Source organism: Arthrobacter sp. 24S4-2, assembly GCF_005280255.1.
In the GTDB taxonomy this organism is placed as follows: Bacteria; Actinomycetota; Actinomycetes; order Actinomycetales; family Micrococcaceae; genus Arthrobacter.
On record NZ_CP040018.1, the window covers coordinates 2,868,430 to 2,881,148 of the forward strand.

Here is a 12,719-nt window from a genome sequence, read left to right on the forward strand (position 1 = left end):
GTTACTTTCCCTGGATTGCGTGGTCTGCGGTGCGGGCAGCGAAGGTGGAGCCGCGCACGATGAGCTGTGAACTGAGATGGACGGCCTCGGTGGCAGTCGGCTTGCCGGCTACCTGCTCGAGGAGAAGCTCGAGTCCCAGGGAACCGCTGCGCTCGATGGGAACCCGGATCGACGTGAGACCGGGTTCAGCGGCGGCTGCGATATCCAGGTCATCGATGCCCACCACGCTGATGTCCTCGGGGCAGTGATAACCCAGCGTGCGTGCCCCTGCGAGCATCCCGATGGCCACAAGGTCGTTGTAGGCAATGACTGCAGTGGCGCCGCTGGCGACCACCGACGCAGCGGCGGCGAGCCCGCCATCGACCGTGGCATTCTGGTTTCCCACAGTGACGAGTTCAATGCCCCACTCGGCACAGAAGCGGGTTACGGCTGCGAGTCGCTGGCCGTTGGCCCAGGACGAGGCCGGTCCCGGAATGTACGCGAGCTTGCGGTGGCCCAGCGCGTGGAGGTGTTCCACTGCCTGGCGGAGGCCTTCGCCGGCTTCCATCAGCACGCGGGCTGCGTGATCGGCTTCGCCGTTGATGACCACCAGCGGCGTGTTGCCCACAAGCTGGTGGATCTGGTTTGAGGGGAGCCGGGGAGAGCAGAGGATGATGCCGTCCACGCCGACGGCCAAGGACTCCAGGTGCTCGCGTTCCCGTGAGGAGGATTCGGCTGTGTCCGCCAAGACCATGCGGTGGCGGCCGTGCCAGGCCTGGTTCTGGATGGCCTTGATGAGGGCCGCGAAGACGGCGTTGGAGATGTCCGGCACAATGACGCCGAAGGTCCTGCTGCCGCTGAGTCCCGCGACGTCATAGCCCAGCTCTGCGGCCGCGGCCATGACTTTTTGGCGGGTGTCCGCGGCCAGCCGTCCGGGATCCCCGAACGCCCGTGACGCCGTCGCCAGGGAAACCCCTGCCAGCTTTGCGACGTCCGTGAGTTTTGCCGACATCAGTCCTCCAGTTGCCTCGTTGAAACTCTTCCCTTCCAGTATGGAAAAAGTTGTACAAGTTTGTCAAGGACTTTCCATGACGTGCGTCACGGTGCGATGGAGGCGGTACTGGATGGACGGCCGTGGGCCCTGCGGGGAGCTCCGGCTTGGCGAGTCAGCCCTTGAAGGCTGGAGCAGTGCTGTTGCGGATGACCAGCCGGGGGCGCAGCACTTCGGCGCGCTGCGGCAGGGAGGGGTCGGCCATGCGTTCGACAAGCAGCTGGGCGGCGCGGACACCCACGTCGCGGCTGACAGGGTCCACGCTGGTCAGTGAAAGGTGCCGGATTCCGGCCAGGTAGGTGCTGTCGTATCCGTCGAGTGAGAGCCGGGACGGAACACCCAGGCCGTGGTCGTCGGCGGCCGAGAGTGCTCCGACGGCGAGGATGTCGTTCGCGGCGAAGACCGCTGTGGGCGTCCGGCCGCTGCCGATGAGGCTGTTCATGGCCTCGAAGCCGGAGTGTTCACTCAGGTCCGCTTGCACCACCCGGATGTGCTGCTGGAGACCATGGCGGGACATGGTCTCCCGGTAGGCGCCTTCCCGCAGGGTGGCCGACCCCGTGGGGAACTCCGCTACGTGCTGGCGCACGCAGGCGAAGGAGACGAGAATGGGCTCGTGGTCACCCCTCGCTCCAGCGGGGTCGGCGACGTGATGAACGCCGACGCCCGAAAGACCCAGCGCATCTACCTCACGCTGACCCTGGGCAATACCCTGGCGGCCTCATTCATCTGGGGGATCAACACCCTCTTCCTGCTGGACGCCGGACTCAGCAACCTTGAGGCTTTTGCCGCGAACGCCTTCTTCACGGCCGGAATGGTGCTGTTCGAGGTGCCCACCGGAGTGGTGGCCGACGGCTGGGGGCGCCGCGTTTCATTCCTGCTCGGCACCGCAACTCTGGCTGGCTCCACCTACCTCTACTACCTGCTCTGGCAGCTTTCCGCCCCGTTCTGGTCATGGGCGGTGGTGTCGGTCCTGCTCGGTCTGGGCTTCACGTTCTTCTCGGGTGCGGTGGAAGCCTGGCTCGTCGACGCGTTGCGCTTCGCGGGCTATGAAGGCGGCCTCGAGACAGTGCTCGGGCGCGGACTGATGGTTGCGGGCGTCGCGATGCTAGTTGGCTCGGTGGCCGGCGGTGTGATCGCACAGGCCACCGACCTCGGCGTGCCGTTCCTGCTGCGCGTTGGTGTCCTGCTGGCCATGTTCGTGGTGGCCTTTTGGCTGATGCACGACGTCGGGTTCACGCCCGAACGCTCGACCCACCCGCTTCGGGCGACCCGTGCCGTACTCAATGCCTCGATCGAAAACGGTTTGAAAAATCCACCGGTGCGCTACGTGATGCTGGCCGCACCGTTCACCGCCGGCGTCGGGATCTATGTGTTCTACGCCCTGCAACCGTTCCTGCTTGGGCTGTTCGGTGACCCGCACGCCTATTCCATTGCCGGTCTTGCGGCGGCAATCGTGGCCGGTACGCAGGTGCTCGGAGGCTGGCTGGCCCCCCGCATCCGGCGACTCGTTCGCAAGCGCACGACGGTGGTTATTCTGAGCAGCAGTGTGGGAGCCATGCTTTTGGCCATGCTCGGGTTCACCCGGGTGTTCTGGGCAGCCCTGGCGCTGTTGGCGCTCTGGGCCCTGGTCGCGGCAGCAGGAACACCGGTACGGCAGGCGTACCTGAACGACATGATCGACTCGAAGCAGCGGGCAACAGTCCTTAGCTTCGACTCACTCATGGGATCGAGCGGCGGCGTGGCGGTCCAGCCGCTGCTCGGCCGGGCCGCCGATGTATACGGCTACGCCGCCTCGTTGACGATTGGCGGCCTGATCGAATTGATCGCGGTGCCGTTCCTGTTGGCGAGCCGCCGGCAAAACAATCAGGCCGATCAGGCCAACGCCCCGGCCAGCACATCGAGCGAGGAACCCCCGCGGGCGTAGAGCCCCTAGGGGCTCCGGCTGCGCTTAGCTGCAGAGCTGGCCGAACGTGGTGCCTGCCTTCTGGTAGTCAGCCGTCAGCGCTTTGAGCTTCTCGGCGTCGGGGCTGTCTTTCGCGGACTCGTCGGCCCAAGCCACAATCGCCTTCACGGACGGCTTCAACTCGTCCGAGGCGCCGCTGATGATCGGACGAAGCTTGTTCGCGAGAATGTTCATACCGGTCTTGCCGGCGCTGGCGCTCGGGTTGGTTACAACGATCTTGATCCGGTCGCAGGTCTGTTCGGTGGTCAGTTGCGCCGGTGCCGAGCACGCGGACGCGGAGATGATCAGGCCGGCGGCGAGCAGGGCCGTGGTGAGTTTCTTCATGGTTCCCTCGGTAGATGCTTGAACGTCGATTGTAAGCAGATCCCGCAGGCCGGATGGTGTAAGCACACGGACGATGACGGCGTACGCCCGCCCGAGGGGGAATTCCTCCCCAAGCGGAGTGGTTCCAGCAGTATGTCCTTTCCCCGGATTTCCATTCTCGACCGAGCCAACTCCCTGGACGGGTTTACTGCTGCAGAATCCCTGAACCTGGTGCTGGACCGGGCACAACGGGCTGAGGGGCTCGGCTACCACCGCTTCTGGGTGGCTGAACACCACGCAGTGCCGGGCATTGCCGGCTCCGCTCCGGCAGTGCTCATGGCCGCCGTGGCCGCCCAGACCCGCTCCATCCGGGTCGGTTCGGGCGGCATCATGCTCCCCAACCACCAGCCACTCGTGGTGGCAGAGCAGGCGGCCACCCTGGAGGCCCTTTATCCCGGGCGGATCGACCTGGGGATCGGCCGGTCCGTCGGGTTCACGCCGGCAGTCCGGAGCGCGCTGCGCGCCGGACAACCGGAGGCGGAGCAGTTTGAACAGGACCTGAGCCAACTCCTGGACTACCTCTCCGGATCCGCGCCCGTCACTGCACGGCCACGGAACGACTCGGCCACCCCCGTGTTCGTGCTTGCCACCGGCGCGGGAATCGATGCTGCGGCCCGCGCCGGCCTGGGCGTGGTGCTGGGCGGGCCCGCCGTGTTTCGGCCGGACCAGAACGGAAAACTGCCGGGGCTGGAAAGGTACCGCGCCCGGTTCCGGCCGTCACTATGGTTCGACAGGCCCTGCGTCATCGTTTCCGCCAACGTGGCAGTGGGGCCCAGCCGCCAGGCCGCCACGGAGCTGCTTCTGCCCGAAGCGGTCGCGCTTGCCCGCTCCAGGACCACGGGCGAATTCGCTCCGCTGGCCCCGGTAGGTCCCGTGGAATTGGGCGGGCTGACCGTGCGGGAGTCGGAAGCCGTCGAACGCAGCCTCTCCGCCTCGGTCTACGGCACCCCCTCCGAAGTCCGGTCCCAACTCGAGCGACTGTTTGATGCGTCCGGTGCCGACGAGCTGCTGGTCACAGGCGGCGCTGTCGACCTTGGGGCACAGTCCGAATCCGATCGGCTCCTGGCCGAAATCTTCCCGCTGGAAGGCCGGATGGCCTCCCGCGCGCCCGACGCGAAGCGGCTCCTGCCCCGCTGACCCCGCCCTGCGGGAAAGTGTTGAAGCTCGCACTGCCGCGGAGTAACGTGACCCTCACCTCCACTTCGCACCACCCTGACTCGGGAGCGACCATGCCATATGTGAGACGTCAACTGGCTGCCCTCACGGCGGCCCTGGCCATGAGCGTCGCCGGCGGCGCCGTCGCCAGCCCGGCGTACGCCGATGCGCGGGAGACTGAGAAAACAGCGACCGCCACCGGGTACGGCGGCGCGGTGAGCACGGTGGACCCGGAGGCATCCGCCGCGGCCATGGAGGTCCTCCGCAAAGGCGGCAATGCGGCGGACGCCGCCGTTGCTGCGGCCGCGACCCTGGGCGTGACCGAGCCGTACAGCGCGGGAATCGGCGGCGGCGGCTACTTCGTGTTCTACGACGCGAAGACCGGCGAGGTTGGCACCATCGACGGCCGCGAAACCGCGCCGGAGGCCATGCCGAATGACGCCTTTATCGACCCCGCGACGGGCAAGCCCTACCCCTTCACGCCCGAGCTCGTCACCAGCGGCGTATCGGTCGGCGTTCCCGGCACGCCGGCCACTTGGGAACGCGCACTCGAGCGTTGGGGAACTTGGGGCCTGGGCGATGCCCTCCAACCGGCCACAGACGTTGCGTCTCGTGGCTTCGTGGTGGATGAAACGTTCCGTCAGCAGACCCTCGACAACAAGCAGCGCTTCGCGGCGTTCACGTCCACGAGCAGCCTCTACCTCCCGGACGGCGACGCACCCGCCGTCGGCAGTGTCTTCCGGAACCCCGACCTCGCCGACACCTACCGGCTCCTCGCCACTGAGGGCACACGCGGCTTCTACGGCGGCCCGCTCGCGGACGAGATTGTTGCCACGGTGAAGGAACCGCCGAAGACTGCCACTACGGATTTGCCCGTCCCGGTCGGCCACATGACGACCGATGATCTCGCCGCCTACGAGGCCTTGGACCAGGATCCCACGCACGTGGAATACCGCGGGCTGGATGTGTACGGTATGGCGCCGTCCAGCAGCGGAGGAACGACGGTGGGCGAGTCCCTGAACATCCTTGACCCGTTCAACCTGTCCGAGATGTCCAAGCCCGACGCCCTGCATTACTACCTGGAAGCGAGCGCGCTCTCCTTCGCGGACCGCGCCAAGTACGTGGGCGACCCGGCGTTCGTCGACGTTCCCACCGCCGAACTCACCGACCCGCTGTTCGGCAAGGAGCGCTCGTGTGCGATCGACCCGCTGCACGCGGCCGTGAAGCCCGTCGCACCCGGGGACGCGTCCACGTACGACGGCGTGTGCCCGGCAGCGCCGGCAGCGCTTGCCGACGAAAAGGACACCGAGAATATCTCGACGACCAACATGACGGTCGCGGACAAATGGGGCAACGTGGTGGAATACACGCTCACCATCGAGCAGACCGGCGGCTCCGGCATTGTGGTTCCCGGCCGCGGATTCCTGCTCAACAACGAGCTGACCGACTTCTCAACCGTGTACAGCCCCACCGATCCGAACCGGATCGAGCCTGGCAAGCGCCCGCGCTCGTCGATGTCGCCCACCATCATCCTCAAGGACGGGGATCCGTTCCTCGCACTGGGCTCGCCCGGCGGATCGACGATCATCACCACCGTCCTGCAGACGATCCTGAACCGGGTGGATTTGGGCATGAGTATCTCTGAGGCGATCGCGGCACCGCGTGCGTCGCAACGGAACACGGCCAAGGTAACGGCCGAGCCGGAGTTCATCGCGGCTTATGGAAGCCAGCTGACACCGTACGGACATGAGTTCACTCCGTCCGGAGACGCGTTCACGTCGGCAGCAGAGATCGGCGCGGCAACCGCCATCGAATTCAAGCCGGGCGGCCGCATGGTTGCCGCGGCGGAGCCCGTCAGACGCGGGGGCGGTTCGGCGATGGTATTGAAACCGTCACGGTGAGCCCTGGCCACAGCCTGCCTCAGCCGTCGTCGCCACATCACTAGCTCCAGGAGACCACCATGGGCAGCACGGACTACGTTTTCCGGACCGTGTGGCGCGTGGCCGGCACCCCGGACGAGGTTGCCGCGATCCTTGGCGACGCCACACTGCTCCCGCGGTGGTGGCCGTCGGTCTATCTTGCCGTCGAGCCGCTGCCCGGGACATCCGAAGTCGGGACGCCGGAGAACAGCACGGCCCCGGGCGTCCCGGCGCCAGCGCTCCTGCACACGAAAGGCTGGCTGCCCTACACACTCCGCTGGACGATGACGGTCACCGAACCTGTGATCACCCGCGGTTTTGCGCTCACCGCGGCCGGAGACCTGAACGGGACCGGCCGCTGGAGTTTTGAGCAGGACGGGCCGGAAACAGTGATCACCTACGACTGGGAGGTCAGCGCCGCAAAACCGCTGCTGCGGCGCCTGAGCTGGCTGCTGAAACCGGCCTTCGCCGCCAACCACCACTGGGCGATGGCCCGCGGCGTGGAGAGCCTCGCACTGGAGCTTCGCCGCCGTCGGCACCCTGACGACCCGACGGCGGTCCCGCTGCCTCCGGCGGCTACGTTCAGGCGGGCGTTGCACCGGAAACCGTAGCGGCAGGAGCGCCACCGGCGTTCGGGTTCGGGGCTCGGTAACGGATCAGCTCCGTGCGATGTGGCGCAGGAGTAGGGTTTGCCATATCTGACGAAGGGGTCCACATGAGCTACAAATTCCGAACCGTCCGGGTTCGCGGCACTGACCTGGTGGGAACCATTGCGCGCAAACACGGAAGCGGGTCCGAAATCTACGAGACTTCGAAGGACCCGAGCACGTCAGTTGTGCCGGTGTTCTTCCCGGCAACCGGCGAAATTCGGTTCTTCGACAGGTCAATGCTGGAAGACGTGGTGACGCCGGCCGGCGAACATCCCTAGGCATCCAGATCGCTCCCTGGCGGAATTCGCCGCCTACGGGTCCACTGCATCTGCTGACCGGGCCGTGCTGGACGGCGCGTTCGGTCTGGCGGCGGCTGCCAGTGCAGCGGCAGGTGATCCCCGGCAGCGGGCACGCCTGCTTGGCCGGAGCCCCAGCTGACTGAAAGGGGCGGACGCCGGTCCGTTCGGACGGGAGCCACAAAAGCGGCGGCCCCTGGATGAGTCCTGAGGCCTCCGCGGTGCCCGCCGACACGGCCGGTTGGGCGGGTGACCTGACCGCGTTGCTGCGCTCATTCACAATTGCGCGAATTTCTTCGAGTGCGAATACCCCGTTGCCAAAGAACCGGCCAAGATTGTCGGCTGCTTAACTTTCGTCGAATTCCTTCCGCGCATTGTGACAAAAGTTGTAATGCCTTATAGAATTCGAGCCACACCTACGCATCGGCTTTTGTGATGGTAGGCCTGTCCTGAACTGGACTCAGCCAGTAAGAATATGCACAAAGGAATAGCCGATGTCCAGGGATGAGTTCTCAATTCCACCAAGTGCCGTCCCGGAGCCGGGGGCGGTATCCGCGGAGTCGGAGCCGTCGGCGAGCGGGGCGGCCACAACGACGCTCCACCAGCAGGTCCTGGAGATAATCGACGCCGTCCTTGGGGACGCTGAAGCCGAAGGGGAGTGGGCCAGGGCGCAGCTCCGGAGTTTCCTCGAGGCACATCCCGGCGATCCGGAGCGGGCACTGCTGGAGCACCTGATCGCCACCAGGCAACGCACGGCGGAACCTGCCGACACCGTGCCTCCGCTGGAGCACCGCGTCCCGCGGCGGCGGCCCACCAGGAAGCCCAAGACGGTGCCGGTGCGGTTTAGCCGCAGCGTCAACAAACGAATTCAAACCGTTCTGCGTGACAAGCTGCTGCTGACAGCATTCCAGCCCATCAATGACCTTTCCTCCGGGAATGCGATCGGCGTCGAAGCGCTGACAAGATTTGTCGGAAGCGACGGAGCCAGCGCCGACGTGTGGTTCAACGAAGCGTCGGCGGTCGGCCTGGGAATTGAGCTGGAAATTGCTGCTCTGCATTGCGCACTAAAAGCTGCACTGGAAGTTCCCGAGAACTTGTTCGTCGCATTTAACCTCACCCCCGGAACATGCAGTGATCCTCGTGTGGGGGAAGCCCTGCGCGCGGCGCACCTGACTCCCGACAGAATCGTCATTGAGCTGACGGGACGCGTGCAGCCGGCGGACAGCATGTCCTTGGCGGCGTCGCTGGATCCCTTGCGGCGGCGGGGACTGCGGCTTGCGGTGAGCGCATCGGGGACCGGCTTGGCTTCCCCGGAGGAGCTCGCACAGCTTCGGCCCGACATTATCAAGCTGGATCGTAAACTTATCGAACGGATTCACGAATCCGAGGGACACCAGAGCCACGCCGCATCCATCGTGGAGCTCGCCCGCGGGGTCGGGGCCACCGTGGTGGCCGAGGGGATCGAAAGCCCGGCGGAACTCGCTGTGGTCACTGACCTGGGCGTGACCGCGGGGCAGGGTTTCCTGTTCGGCCGTCCATCTGTCCAGCCCCTGGACTGGTCAGCCTGGACCATCAGGCCGAAACAGCATCTCCGTTTGCTCTGAGGTAAGCCGGTAGTGGCGGCGCAGCCGGAATGCGACTGCGAAGATCCACATCATGAACGTAACCAGGATGACCCGCTGCACCAGGCCTTTCCACTCAAACAGGTTGCTCCCGGGCTGCTGGCTGATTTTGAGCAGGACGATTCCTATTGTGAGGACAACACTGGCGGCGAGTGTCCACCCTGCCAGCGGGCGCCAGACGGCGTCCGTGCGGAAGCGCCGGTAGAAGACGAAGCAACTGAGGGGCGCGAACGTGAAAACGACGGCGCCGAAGATGCCGTGCACAACCCCGTGGACGCTGGCCTGGCCGAACATCGACGACGGGTCGGTAACGAAAGGTCCGGAGAGCATCAGGCTTGCACCGATGACCTGCACCAGCACGGGTCCGGCCCGGGAAGCCGCGCCGGCGCTGAAGTCCGCGGCGAGGCGGCGGCCGAACGCCAGCATCAAGGCGCCGGTGAGCACGAAGCTGAGGATCTGGATCCAGCCGTAAGGGCCGAGGGACAGCTCGCTGACGAACATGCCGGTCGGCGAGTATCCGGGGGACAGCCACCCGTAGACAGTAAAGACGGACACGAAAAGGACCGGCCCGCACATGCCGGCCACAGCGGCCAGCCCGACGCGCCCCCGTCCGGCCGCCACTGGGTCGGGGACAGTACTCGAGATCACAATTGAAGCCTAGTACTGCGGGCTGCCTCGGCGGCGCAGTCATTCACCAGGGGTCAGTGAAGTGGAACAATCCTGGATATGAGCACGATGACCCGGGCGGACCTCCTCGACTTCATGCGCGGTGAACCGCCCGGACGGGACCTTGAGCTTGCGAAGGAGCTTTACTTCCTCCGCTACCCGGAAGGGCGTGCACGGAGTGCTTGGCCGGGAGTGACATATCTGCGGTTGCGGCCCACCTGGATCCGCTTCAGCGATTTCACGGCGGATTCGCCACGCGTCGTCGCGTTCGAGTTCAGCGCCTAGGACATGGGAGCGGGGTTTCGGATGCGGGCTCCTCGCTGAGCGGACCCTGTAACCGCAGGAAACGTCACCAGTCACGGTTTTATCCGCATCGTCCGAAACCCCGGACGAAACGTCCAGGTTTTCGGGTAATGAAGGTCACAGGGCATGCTCAGATTGATTCAAAGGTTGGGGACCTCAGAATCCAGTTTTCAAAGTGAGGAAGAGCATGCAGGCCAGTACAAAAACGGGCTCAGGGGGACCGCGCGTCGAACGCCGCTCCATTGACTTCGTCCCGGAAGATGAACGTCATGGTTCGCCGGCACAGCAGTTCACTCTGTGGTTCGGAGCGAACATGCAGATCACGGCCATTGTTGACGGTGCCCTGGCAGTGCTGTTTGGAGCCGACGCCCTGTGGGCCATCATCGGGCTGCTGATCGGCAACCTTCTCGGCGGGGCCGTCATGGCGCTGCACGCGGCCCAGGGGCCGAAACTCGGGTTGCCGCAGATGATCTCCAGCCGCGCGCAGTTCGGGATTCTTGGCGCGGTCATTCCGTTGGTGCTGGTCGTCGTCATGTACCTCGGATTCGCTGCCACGGGCACTGTCCTGGCGGGACAGGCGGTAGACCAGATCCTGCAGACCGGCACTCCGGCCGTGGGCATGGTCATATTCGGGGCGTTGACAGTCCTCGTTGCCACGCTCGGCTACAAATACATCCACCTGTTGGGGCACATCGCGACGATCGTCGGAGTGCTCGGCTTCACCTTTCTGGGCATCAGGCTGCTCACGAGCCAGGACGTCGGCGCCATGCTCGGGTCCGGGAATTTCGAATTTCCCACCTTTTTGCTCGCCATCTCCCTCGGCGCCGGATGGCAACTGACGTACGGCCCCTACGTGGCTGACTACTCCCGTTACCTTCCGTCCAGCACCCCGGCGCGCAAAACATTCATGGCTTCCTACTCCGGCACCGTGCTCGGTTCCCAGTGGTCCATGACCCTTGGTGCCCTCTTCGCCGCCCTTGCCCTGCCCAAAGGTGAGAGATTCCTTGACGGACAGGTCGCCTTCCTGGGCAACATGAGCGGTGGGGGATTGATCGCCATGGTCATCTACTTGGTCATCGTGATCGGAAAGCTCACCGTCAATACCCTCAACGCCTATGGCGGCTACATGACGATGCTTACCTCGGTGACCGCGTTTACACGGAAGACCGGCGTAGCTGCCTGGATGCGGTTCGCCTATGTCGTGGGATTCATCGGGCTCTCGGTTCTCATCGCGGTCCTTGCATCACCGGACTTCATCGCCAACTTCAAGAACTTCGTGTTGCTCCTGCTCATGGTCTTCATCCCCTGGAGCTCCATAAACCTGGTCGATTACTACCTGATATCCAAGGAAAAAGTCGATATTCCGGCACTGTATGACCTGAACGGCCGGTACGGACGGTGGAACAAGACTGCCCTGATCACCTACGCAGTCGGCATCGTCGTACAGATCCCCTTCCTGGCCCAGAGCCTCTACACCGGACCCATGACGAAGGTACTCGGCGGGGCCGACATCTCGTGGCTCGTGGGGCTCGTCGTCACGGCCCTGGTGTTCTACCCGCTGGCCAAAAGAAATTCGAACGCGCCGGCCCACATGATCTATCCGGCCGACAGCCAAGCCCCGGCATCTGGTCCGGTCCTGGGTCGTGTGCCGGAAGTCCCGGCAAGCAAGGCGTAGGCGCAACTGACGAACCTTCCTCCAGCGGACCTCAAGGCGTGGTCCCGGCCATCAATCCGGCCGGGACCACGCCTGCTCGCCTGTGCGGACCTCGCTCACGGCTGGATGCCCAGCCGGCGGGAAATCTCCCGGGCGCAACGGCTCACTTCAGGGATCCATTCCCTGGCAACGTCTTCAATGCGCAAGGCCCGTTCCTCGGCTGTCTCAGCATCAAGGGCCCGGCGCCGCGCTCCGGCCGCCGGAAACGCGCGGTTGGAAACGGTCAGCGCCACGCTGGCCACCGGATAGCGCCCCCGGTCAAGGACGGCAACGGCAACAGAGGAGAATCCTTCCGTGATCTCGTCCTGTTCCCACGCGTACCCAAGCGCCCGGGCACGTGACAGCAAATCCTGAAGGGCAGGCAACGACTGCGGTCCATTGTTGGTGCGGGCAGTAAAGGCCTCCGGGCCGGGAAACAGCGCGGCCACCTGAGCGGTATCCATCTGGGCCATCATCGCCCGGCCGCTGGCCGTCAGATGGGCCGGGAGCCGGACACCTGTGTCCGTTACCAGGGGACGCTGCCGCGGTGCGCGCTCTTCGATAACGTAAACGACGTCCCGGCCGTGCATGACCGCAAGGTGCGCCGTCCGCCGGGTTCGGCTAACCAGTCGGGCCAGCGGGAATCGGGCAATGCGCTGAAGGGGAGCCTGCCGTGAATATCCCGTTCCCAACTCGTGGGCCGTAACGCCGAGCGCGTACTTGCGTTCTTCTGGCAGGTGGACCAGGAAACCGTCATCGATCAGGACAGTGATTAGCTGGTATGCAGTAGATCGGGGCAGTCCGACATCCCGGGCAATGATGGATGCACCAACCGGGCCCGCCTGTCCGGCCACGTATCTCAGAACGGCGAGAACCTGCGCCGCTGCGGGGGCCTTGCTGCGTGTCGATAGGCTGTCCATTCCCCATACTACGGGCCTCCAATGTCCGGGGTTTCGGACAGTCTGGCGGGGCGCACCGTTGGCCCGTCCGGTCGTGACACAATCGACGCAGCGCCCGGGCCGGACCCCGGCGGCGTCTTCGGTGAGCGGCGATGCGCTC

The 12,719-nt window shown here is 65.2% G+C and carries 13 protein-coding genes; 8 read left to right on the forward strand and 5 right to left on the reverse strand.

All coding sequences use genetic code 11. The annotated features are described in order from the left end of the window. Position 1 precedes the first annotated feature (1 nt). The gene (locus tag FCN77_RS13170) at positions 2-991 is read right to left on the reverse strand and encodes a LacI family DNA-binding transcriptional regulator (RefSeq protein ID WP_137322620.1); all 990 of its coding nucleotides are present in this window, start codon (positions 989-991) and stop codon (positions 2-4) included. 154 nt (positions 992-1,145) lie between these two features. Next, positions 1,146-1,616, reverse strand: a complete 471-nt coding sequence (locus FCN77_RS13175) for a substrate-binding domain-containing protein (protein WP_175417256.1) — start codon at positions 1,614-1,616, stop codon at positions 1,146-1,148. A 63-nt stretch (positions 1,617-1,679) separates the two neighbouring features. On the opposite strand from FCN77_RS13175, the gene FCN77_RS13180 reads away from it, so the two are divergent. Continuing rightward, positions 1,680-2,954 carry an MFS transporter gene (locus tag FCN77_RS13180; RefSeq protein WP_175417257.1) on the forward strand — a complete coding sequence of 425 codons (1,275 nt, stop codon included), beginning with the start codon at positions 1,680-1,682 and terminating at the stop codon, positions 2,952-2,954. A gap of 24 nt (positions 2,955-2,978) precedes the next feature. On the opposite strand, the gene FCN77_RS13185 is transcribed toward FCN77_RS13180, so the two are convergent. Beyond that, on the reverse strand, positions 2,979-3,317 hold the full coding sequence (locus FCN77_RS13185) for a hypothetical protein (protein ID WP_137322623.1): 339 nt from the start codon (positions 3,315-3,317) through the stop codon (positions 2,979-2,981). Between the two features lie 132 nt (positions 3,318-3,449). Here FCN77_RS13185 and FCN77_RS13190 point away from each other — a divergent pair, with 132 nt between their 5' ends. The 5 genes from FCN77_RS13190 to FCN77_RS13210 all read left to right on the forward strand — a co-directional run bounded on the left by FCN77_RS13190 (position 3,450) and on the right by FCN77_RS13210 (position 8,980). Beyond that, positions 3,450-4,493 carry an MsnO8 family LLM class oxidoreductase gene (locus FCN77_RS13190; RefSeq protein WP_137322624.1) on the forward strand — a complete coding sequence of 348 codons (1,044 nt, stop codon included), beginning with the start codon at positions 3,450-3,452 and terminating at the stop codon, positions 4,491-4,493. 92 nt (positions 4,494-4,585) lie between these two features. Beyond that, positions 4,586-6,412, forward strand: a complete 1,827-nt coding sequence (gene ggt, locus FCN77_RS13195) for a gamma-glutamyltransferase (RefSeq protein WP_137322625.1) — start codon at positions 4,586-4,588, stop codon at positions 6,410-6,412. A gap of 59 nt (positions 6,413-6,471) precedes the next feature. Beyond that, a complete protein-coding gene (locus tag FCN77_RS13200) occupies positions 6,472-7,041 on the forward strand; it encodes an SRPBCC family protein (RefSeq protein WP_137322626.1) in 570 nt (189 codons plus the stop codon). A gap of 104 nt (positions 7,042-7,145) precedes the next feature. Next, entirely contained in the window at positions 7,146-7,358 is a 213-nt protein-coding gene (locus tag FCN77_RS13205; protein WP_137322627.1) for a hypothetical protein, read from the forward strand. 512 nt (positions 7,359-7,870) lie between these two features. Continuing rightward, complete coding sequence (locus FCN77_RS13210; protein ID WP_137322628.1) at positions 7,871-8,980, forward strand: EAL domain-containing protein; 1,110 nt, start codon at positions 7,871-7,873, stop codon at positions 8,978-8,980. Here the strand turns inward: FCN77_RS13210 and FCN77_RS13215 are convergent. After that, on the reverse strand, positions 8,936-9,646 hold the full coding sequence (locus FCN77_RS13215) for a DUF998 domain-containing protein (protein ID WP_137322629.1): 711 nt from the start codon (positions 9,644-9,646) through the stop codon (positions 8,936-8,938). The two genes, FCN77_RS13210 and FCN77_RS13215, sit on opposite strands and share 45 nt — an antisense overlap. A gap of 78 nt (positions 9,647-9,724) precedes the next feature. On the opposite strand from FCN77_RS13215, the gene FCN77_RS13220 reads away from it, so the two are divergent. Continuing rightward, a complete protein-coding gene (locus tag FCN77_RS13220; protein ID WP_137322630.1) occupies positions 9,725-9,949 on the forward strand; it encodes a hypothetical protein in 225 nt (74 codons plus the stop codon). 205 nt (positions 9,950-10,154) lie between these two features. Then, on the forward strand, positions 10,155-11,642 hold the full coding sequence (locus tag FCN77_RS13225) for a cytosine permease (RefSeq protein WP_137322631.1): 1,488 nt from the start codon (positions 10,155-10,157) through the stop codon (positions 11,640-11,642). Positions 11,643-11,737: 95 nt separating this feature from the next. Here the strand turns inward: FCN77_RS13225 and FCN77_RS13230 are convergent, their stop codons facing one another. Further along, positions 11,738-12,580: an IclR family transcriptional regulator gene (locus FCN77_RS13230; protein WP_137322632.1), complete on the reverse strand. Its 843-nt coding sequence runs from the start codon at positions 12,578-12,580 to the stop codon at positions 11,738-11,740. Between the last annotated feature and the right edge of the window lie 139 nt (positions 12,581-12,719).